An 8135-nucleotide genomic window follows, 5' to 3' on the forward strand; every position below is an offset into this window, starting at 1 on the left:
TCAGTCTGTAGAGCGACCATAAGACCAGAACAGAGTAAATCTGTTAAGGCAGGTGCGGAACCCCGCAAGGGAAAGAAGCAGAAACCTAAATCGTGAGGTTTGGGAATCGCCGTCCGTTTTACGGCGGCGAGGATGTCAACAACAATCTCTCGAAAAAGGCGCAATCCCTTGGCTTTCAACTGGTTGAGGCTTCCTCAGCCTGAGTTAAGTTTCTGGAGAGTTATCAGATGTGAGTTTTCAGTTGACTGATTACTGACCACTGTTCACTGTTCACTGAAAATATTTCCCAATTCCCCTAATCCCTATCCCCCATTCCCTAAGTTACAATCAAAAAACCAACCGCAGCAGCAAGACAAGAAAGCGCAATGATTCCTACCGTTATTGAAACCACAGGCCGGGGCGAACGCGCCTTCGATATCTACTCCCGACTACTCCGGGAAAGAATCGTCTTTTTGGGACAAGAAGTAACCAGCGACCTAGCTAACCTAATTGTCGCCCAATTACTCTTTCTAGAAGCAGAAGACCCCGAAAAAGATATTTACTTGTATATCAACTCCCCTGGGGGTTCCGTTTCGGCCGGATTAGGGATTTTTGACACCATGAATCAAATCCGTCCCGATGTCAGCACCATTTGTATTGGTTTAGCCGCCAGTATGGGGGCTTTTCTCCTCAGTGCCGGCAAACCGGGCAAAAGAATGAGCCTACCCAACTCCCGGATCATGATTCACCAACCCCTCGGCGGCGCCCAAGGTCAGGCCACCGATATCGAAATTCAGGCCAAAGAAATTCTCTATCTCAAACAATTACTCAATCAACACCTAGCTAGTCATACCGGTAAACCTCTCGACCTCATCGCCGAGGATACGGAAAGGGATTTCTTTATGTCCGCCGAAGAGGCTCTAGACTATGGTTTAATCGATCAGGTGATCGATCGCAGTCCTTCCGCTTCCAACCCTCCCAGTAAATAGTTATGATCGGGTAGGCTCTGTCTACCCAGATTTTTGTAAATATTTAGTAAGCAGAAGTTAATCATCGGGCTCTTCTCTACTTTGTGTGATAAGCACTGATTATCATTCGTAGGAGTCTTGCTAGGCAAGGCTTTGAAGACTATATTTCTATAAAATTATCCCTATTCTTCTTCCCTCCACACAGAAACCAGAAGAGCCATCATCGATCATCGTTATTAATCTTAAGTAACAGTGAAAAGTTCTAGCGGATTGGGTTAAGATCGAGACGTAACCCGAAAAAAATTGCAACAGGAATCGGTAGAAACACCCGGTGGGTTATTAACGGAAATTTTTTTACTGGCAATCCCTATGAACTATCATCCGCCCTCACAGCCCCTGCCCGCCCCCTGTATTATTGATTCTGGCGTGGTCATCGCTAAAGAAGATATGCGTCGTCTCCTCGATGATATTGGACGAGTTCGCTACATCCATAGTCTCGAAGGGGTGATTCAGAGTGAAGGGGAGGGATGGATAGTGGAAGTTTTCGCCGATTATCAGCAAAGCACCCTAGTTGCTAACTACAGTCTTTATCTGAATACCTATAGCTTCGATTATCTGCGTTTAACCCGCTCTCCTGACGGTGAAACCTATTTTGATCTGATCCAAGACAATCGGCAATTACGGCTGATTCCCCTGAGTAATCCACTGCAAGACCCCGATATGAAAGCCCGTCTCAATGCTGATACCCTCGAAGCCATGGTGACTCAGGTACTTTCTGCTAAGTGGGATGTGCAGTTTGAAGACGAAGACGACAATGATTGCCCCTTTTAGGCAGCGAGAAAAAATGGTTCTTCGGTTTGTCTTATGCAATGAACGGGGTTATAAAGAATGAAACCTTTATAGAGACAGACATTGCCGCAATTTTTGTCAATTGTTTGCGATCTGGAGCGAACTAATCAATTAAATCTCTTGCCAGATAAGGATTGAGTCGATTTATGCCCCCCTATCGAACCATAACAAGTCCCGAAGAGCCCAAAGTAATCAGCTATTGTATTCAGATCCTGACTAGCTAGTATATTTATGACATAACGACCCATTTTAGATTAATCTCCCATGGTTTGAAAACGATGGATAATTTCAGTGACAAAAGTTTCTCCATCTATGAGAGGATGATTTTCTGATGCTCCCGATAGCTTTATCTATTTTTTGCCGAATATCTTCTCTCCATTCCGCATCAGTTATTTGTTCGTATTCATCGAGTAACTGCAAAGCAAAGTCGATGACTTCTTGGGGAGATTGATATTTTCCCGTTTTCACTTTCCGTTGAATTAGATGCTCTTGTTGTCGGGTAAGATGTACGTTCATAGGTATTTTGACTATCTACTGAGAAAATCAGCTTTATCTTAATTTTAAGCTAAATATCGACAAAAAAAGCTCTCCTGGAAAAAGGAGAGAGGAGAGAACGAGTTAGAAAAAATTATTAATGTAACCATCCTTTCAGACGACGCGCGACTTGAGGACGACGTAATTTTCGCATCGCTTTAGTTTGAATTTGACGTACTCGTTCGCGAGATAAATTGAACATTCCCCCCACTTCCTCTAGGGTATAGGGTTGACTGGTAGCTAAACCATAACGGAGAGAGATAACATCTTTTTCCCGTTCGGTGAGAACATCACTTAAAACTGCGAAAATTTCCTGACGCATCATCATTTCATTCATTTTATCTTCGGGAAGTTGTAGATCATCATCCTCCAACAGATCCACTAATTCCGTATCTTCTCCTTTCCCTACACGATGATTTAAAGAGAGAGATTGACGACGCAATTGTAATAATTGCCGCAATTGTTCGGGAGTCATTTCTAGTGCTTCCGCAAGTTCCCGTTCATTGGGATTGCGCTGTAAATCTTGCTTGAGAATCCGCTGCGCTTTTTTGAGTTTATTGAGTTTTTCGACGATGTGAATCGGTAAACGAATTGTCCGCGCATCGTTAGCAATGGTGCGGGTGATTGCTTGTCGAATCCACCAATAAGCATAGGTAGAGAATTTATAACCTTTATTGGGATCGAATTTTTCGGCCGCACGGTTGAGTCCGATCGCACCTTCTTGAATTAAATCTAAGAAAGGAACTCCGCGATTTAAATAGCGTTTAGCGATAGAAACCACCAAGCGCAAATTAGAACGAATCATTTTCCGTTTAGCTGTTCGTCCGCGATAAAGACGGTTTTCCAGTTGACGTTCATTATCTAATTCTAAAGCGATCGCCCATTCCGTTTTCGTCGGGGGACGATGTAAATTTTCTTGTAGTTTTTGGCGCACTTCTTCCGCTTCCATCAGAAACTTAACCGAGTAGGCTAATTCAATTTCTTCTTCCGCATTAAGCAGGGGATAACGGGCCATTTCTTTAAAAAATGCCCCAACAGTATCTTCATTGCTGCCTTTATCGTATCCAGTTCCACTACTCCCACGAGTGTTTTTTAGGGTTTCCGGTAAAGATTCAGTCATATCCTCGTCAGTTCTTTCAGCAAAATCCACGCTGTCTAGTTCTAAAGGATTTGTCTCCAGGGCAATGATTTGATTAAAATTATCATCAGAGGCTAGTTTAGAGATTTTCATAAGCAGTTATGGATGGAGTGGGATTATAATAGCAGGGAGAAACTCAATTTCTCCCAATGGGCTGATTGTTACATTGAATTTTCGGGGAGCAGATTTTTTAAACGTTTTCTTAATTAATGGCGGCCATTTCTGGGATATAATTGCGCAATTCTGTGTCGATGGTTACAAATCGCCGAACCAGACAATAAGATTTTCTGGTGAATAGGGGAGACTTTCAGGGTTTCCACTTATACACTCTAACTAAGGTTTTTGGTATTTGACTAGGTAAAGATCACGCTTCTTAACAATCAAGATAGCAGTCAGCTTTTTATGACTATTCTTCGCTTTTTCTATTGAGAACTATTCTCAAGTTTTGACTAACTAGGGTTTGCGGCAAAAAGTTTTTCCTGGGGGTAGGGTGTGGGGTGTGGGGTGTGGGGTGTGGGGTGTGGGGTTTTACCCATTTTCAGGTGGTCAATTACCTAAGTTTCAGGGAAAAAGTGCCTAATTCTCCCCCCCGATCCCTCCCATATCTGGCACTTTTTGATTTCAAAAAAGCCTAAAGATATTATCCAACAAGGTTTTTAGATTTATTAATCAAACCCTAACTAGGGTGCGATTTAATAGCTAATAGTCAATAATTATCATTTGGGAAGATTTCACGGGCTAAAAATCAAAATTTGCGGGCAAAAAAGCAATATTTAAACTGTTTTTAGAGAAAATTAACTGGTTTTATTCCCCTCAAGCTTTAAACTATAATTTAAATACCCCATTCTCCCCACTTCCCACTTCCCACTTCCCACTTCCCACTCCCCACTTCCCACTCCCCACTTCCCACTGATAACTGATAACCATGCTCGATCGCTGTGCTACTCTAACTGTAGCGGAACCTCGCACACCTTACCAATTAACCACAACTGGGCAACTGTGGTTAGAGGTTTTGGTTGATCGCCCTTATCCTAGAGATAGTCAAGAGGATCAGCAAATATTAACCTATAGTATCCCCCAGGATTTAACAGTAGAAATCGGCGATATTTTAAGCGTTCCCTTTGGTTCTCAGGTAATTGGGGGAATTGCTCTTAGATTTCTCGAAAATTTGCCCGCAGGACTAGAAGAAAATCAAATTCGTCCCGTGGAAGATGTGATTGCTAAGGGCTTTTTCCCCGATAATTATTGGCAGTTATTGACGAAAATCGCCCAATACTACGCGACGGATTTAATCACCGTTGTTCGCGTCGCTTTACCTACGGGTTTACTGCGAAGTTCCCAACGTCGCATCAGATTAAAACCAGAAGCGATTCCCCCCGGTGCGGAAGTTTTTTGTACTCCCCTCTCCCGTCAGATTTTATCCCTGCTAAAAAATCAAAAAGAAGGCGATTATTCGGCGAAATACCTGCAAGAAAAAGTAAAAAATGCCAATTACGGTATCCGAGACTTAGTTAAGCGCGGTTGGGTGGAAAGCTATCTAGAAGCACCCAAAAGTACCAATATTAAACAAAAAAAAGCCATTACCCTGCTAATAACCGACTTTCCTGCTGATTTAACTGAAAATCAGCGCAAAATTGTCGAAATTCTCCGTCATCAGGGAGGAGAAATGTGGCTGCCAGAATTGGCACAACTCGCGGGGACAAAACATTTTAAACCGCTCATTGACAAGGGTTATGTGGTGATTGAGGATCGGGAATTTCTGCGCTTATCCTCGGCGATTATGAGCAGGGATCAACCAAAAACACTCACTTCTAGTCAAAAACAGGCTTTAGAAGCCATTCAAACCCTAAAAGGTGGTGAAAGCGCTCTCTTACATGGAGTGACGGGATCGGGTAAAACAGAAGTCTATCTACAGGCGATCGCGCCTGTCCTAGCAGCGGGTAAATCTGCCTTGGTTTTAGTCCCCGAAATTGGATTAACACCGCAATTAACCGATCGCTTTGTGGCCCGTTTTGGCGATCGAGTCTATGTTTATCATAGCGCCCTCTCGGAAGGAGAAAGATACGATACCTGGCGACAGATGTTGACAGGAACCCCGCAAGTTATTATCGGGACGAGATCGGCGATTTTTGCCCCTTTACCCCATCTAGGCATGATTATCCTCGATGAAGAACACGATAGCAGCTTTAAACAAAGTCAATTACTTCCCACCTATCACGCGCGTACCGTGGCTAAATGGCGCTCTCAATTAAACCATTGTCCCGTAATTTTAGGCTCGGCCACGCCATCCCTAGAAACATGGCTAGAATCCCAAGCTAATCCCAGTCTTTACCTATCTTTGCCCGAACGCATCCAAAATCGCCCCTTACCGAGGGTGGAAATCGTCGATATGCGACGGGAATTGCAACGAGGCAATCGTTCTCTTTTTAGTCAATCCCTGCGTTCATCTCTGGAAACCCTGCGCGACAAGGGAGAACAGGCAATTTTATTCGTCAGTCGCCGGGGTCATAGTACTTTTGTATCTTGCCGAAGTTGCGGTTATGTGCTGGAGTGTCCCCACTGTGATGTCTCCCTCTCCTACCACCACACCGAACCGGGAGCGCAAGAATTACTCCGCTGTCACTACTGCAACTATGGTCGCATTCATCCGAAACAATGTCCTGAATGCGGTTCTCCCTATCTAAAATTTTTTGGTACAGGTACTCAGCGCGTCACCCAAGAATTAACCAAAGAATTTCCCGATTTGCGTTGCTTGCGTTTTGATAGTGATACCACCCGCAACAAAAATGCTCCCCGGGAACTATTAAAACTATTTACTGATGGTGAATTCGATGTCCTAGTTGGAACCCAAATGCTCACCAAAGGATTAGATATCGAGCGAGTTACTTTAGTGGGAATTATGGCTGCCGATGGTTTACTTTATCACTCCGATTATCGCGCCTCCGAACGCGCTTTTCAAACCCTCACCCAAGTAGCGGGGAGAGCAGGAAGGGGAGAAAGAGAAGGAAAGGTAATTATCCAAACCTATACCCCTGAACATCCCGTGATTAGAGCAGTGCAAACCCACGATTATGAGGGTTTTGTCGAGACGGAATTAATGCACAGAGAGAGTTTAAATTATCCTCCCTACGGCAGTTTAGTCTTAATTCGCTTTAGTGGTTTAGATGGGGAAGCAGTCCAGAAAAGTGCCGAAAATGTCGCAGAGGAATGTGTTAATAATTTGGGTTCCGATTGGGATATTTTGGGACCTGCACCCGCAACAATTATGCGCGTGGCTAACCGTTATCGCTGGCAAATTCTGTTAAAATTATCGGGAGACAAGGCTGATATCGGTGGTCTTTTGCGTCCTTTGAAAAGCTTAGTTTTACCCAAGGTAAGTATGGCGATCGATGTGGACCCCTTAACTATAGAATAATCAAGGATGAATGAGATGATCGCCATTGCTCACGGATGCAACCAGTTATCTAAATCCGTCAAAGTGTCAAAGTCTAATAAAGCGAGTCCTAAGTCTTCTAACCGCTCCACAGGAAGGTTACGGATGGTTTCCTCAAGATTTTGCGGTATTTCACCGAAACGTCGTTGAAGAAGTCTAATAACAAGATTGGCTTCTTGAATTCTACCCTGTTCAAGACCCTGCTGTACACCTTGCTGTAGTCCTCTTTTCAGTCCCTCTTGAATCGCTTGTTCCCTATCCTGTTGGTAAAGTGGAGCTAAACGCATAATAAACTCCCTATCCTCCTGTGTTTTTTTCGATAACGCTTCTAAATTTCTACTCAGATTATACAATAAGTTTAAAGAAGCCGATTTTAGGGGAGCATTCGGCGATAATCTCTCTAATTCATCGATAGCTCTCTCTCTTGTTCCTCCTCTACCCAATAATCTTAGCCATAATGTCTCTGGGATTGCGGGTAATTGATGAATGACGACAATAGCTGTACCTAAACCCTCCGGGAGAAAATAAACCCCTTCTCCCCAATTGGGTTGTAATTGAGCCGTAAACAGGGATAAAATGCGCTCACTAGCTGTGGGAGTGAGAATCCACAACTTAGGTATCTCCTCCTCTGATATTCTCTGTTTATTTCTCTTTGCTTCTCTGTGGAAGATTTCACGGATAGCAAAGCGCTTGGACAGACAATCATTGATACCATCAAGGGTAATCCCATTGCGATAGGGTTCTAATAAACAGGGATTTTGGCATAATTTGCCTAATAGTCCTAACTGAGGGGGAATTGCCTCGGTATTAGGACTAAAATACACATCAATTTCTTGAATTTCTGAGGTGACTTCTTTACTGACAACTACTGTACCGTAGGGAGAAAGAAGGGTTTCTAAGAAGTCTTTGCTAAATTTATCCCAAATAAAGCGCGTCACGGATGCAACCAGTTATCTAAATCCGTCAAAGTGTTAAAGTCTAATAAAGCGAGTCCTAAGTCTTCTAAGCGCTCCACAGGAAGGTTACGGATGGTTTCCTCAAAATTCTGCGGTATTTCACCGAAACGTCGCTGAAGAAGTCTAATAACCAACTTTAATGCTTCCTGCTGTACACCTTGCTGAACCGCTTGTTCCCTATCCTGTTGGTAAAGTGGAGCTAAACGCATAATAAACTCCCTATCCTCCTGTGTTTTTTTCGATAACGCTTCTAAATTTCTACTCAGATTATACAATAA

7 protein-coding genes are annotated in these 8135 nt (G+C 43.4%); 3 read left to right on the plus strand and 4 right to left on the minus strand.

What is annotated here, in order from left to right; translation table 11 throughout:
* Positions 1-326 precede the first annotated feature (326 nt).
* Positions 327-968 carry an ATP-dependent Clp endopeptidase proteolytic subunit ClpP gene (clpP, locus tag O9332_RS17700; RefSeq protein WP_223212985.1) on the plus strand — a complete coding sequence of 214 codons (642 nt, stop codon included), beginning with the start codon at positions 327-329 and terminating at the stop codon, positions 966-968.
* 348 nt (positions 969-1316) lie between these two features.
* Positions 1317-1778 (plus strand): hypothetical protein, encoded by a 462-nt coding sequence (locus tag O9332_RS17705; RefSeq protein ID WP_039900599.1) that lies wholly within the window; start codon positions 1317-1319, stop codon positions 1776-1778.
* Positions 1779-2084: 306 nt separating this feature from the next.
* On the opposite strand, the gene O9332_RS17710 is transcribed toward O9332_RS17705, so the two are convergent.
* Both O9332_RS17710 and O9332_RS17715 read right to left on the minus strand, forming a co-directional pair.
* Positions 2085-2312 (minus strand): ribbon-helix-helix domain-containing protein, encoded by a 228-nt coding sequence (locus tag O9332_RS17710; protein WP_147070050.1) that lies wholly within the window; start codon positions 2310-2312, stop codon positions 2085-2087.
* Between the two features lie 115 nt (positions 2313-2427).
* A complete protein-coding gene (locus tag O9332_RS17715; RefSeq protein WP_288026640.1) occupies positions 2428-3561 on the minus strand; it encodes an RNA polymerase sigma factor, RpoD/SigA family in 1134 nt (377 codons plus the stop codon).
* Between the two features lie 832 nt (positions 3562-4393).
* Between O9332_RS17715 and priA the strand changes: the two genes are divergently transcribed.
* Positions 4394-6883 (plus strand): primosomal protein N', encoded by a 2490-nt coding sequence (priA, locus tag O9332_RS17720; protein ID WP_002759680.1) that lies wholly within the window; start codon positions 4394-4396, stop codon positions 6881-6883.
* A 29-nt stretch (positions 6884-6912) separates the two neighbouring features.
* On the opposite strand, the gene O9332_RS17725 is transcribed toward priA, so the two are convergent.
* Complete coding sequence (locus O9332_RS17725) at positions 6913-7839, minus strand: DUF4351 domain-containing protein (protein ID WP_288026642.1); 927 nt, start codon at positions 7837-7839, stop codon at positions 6913-6915.
* Positions 7836-8135, minus strand: a 300-nt coding sequence (locus O9332_RS17730) for a DUF4351 domain-containing protein (RefSeq protein WP_288026644.1), incomplete at its 5' end; no start/stop codon positions are given. The genes O9332_RS17725 and O9332_RS17730, both read right to left, overlap by 4 nt.

Origin of the sequence: Microcystis sp. LE19-10.1B (assembly GCF_027530565.1) — a bacterium.
GTDB lineage: Bacteria > Cyanobacteriota > Cyanobacteriia > Cyanobacteriales > Microcystaceae > Microcystis > Microcystis aeruginosa.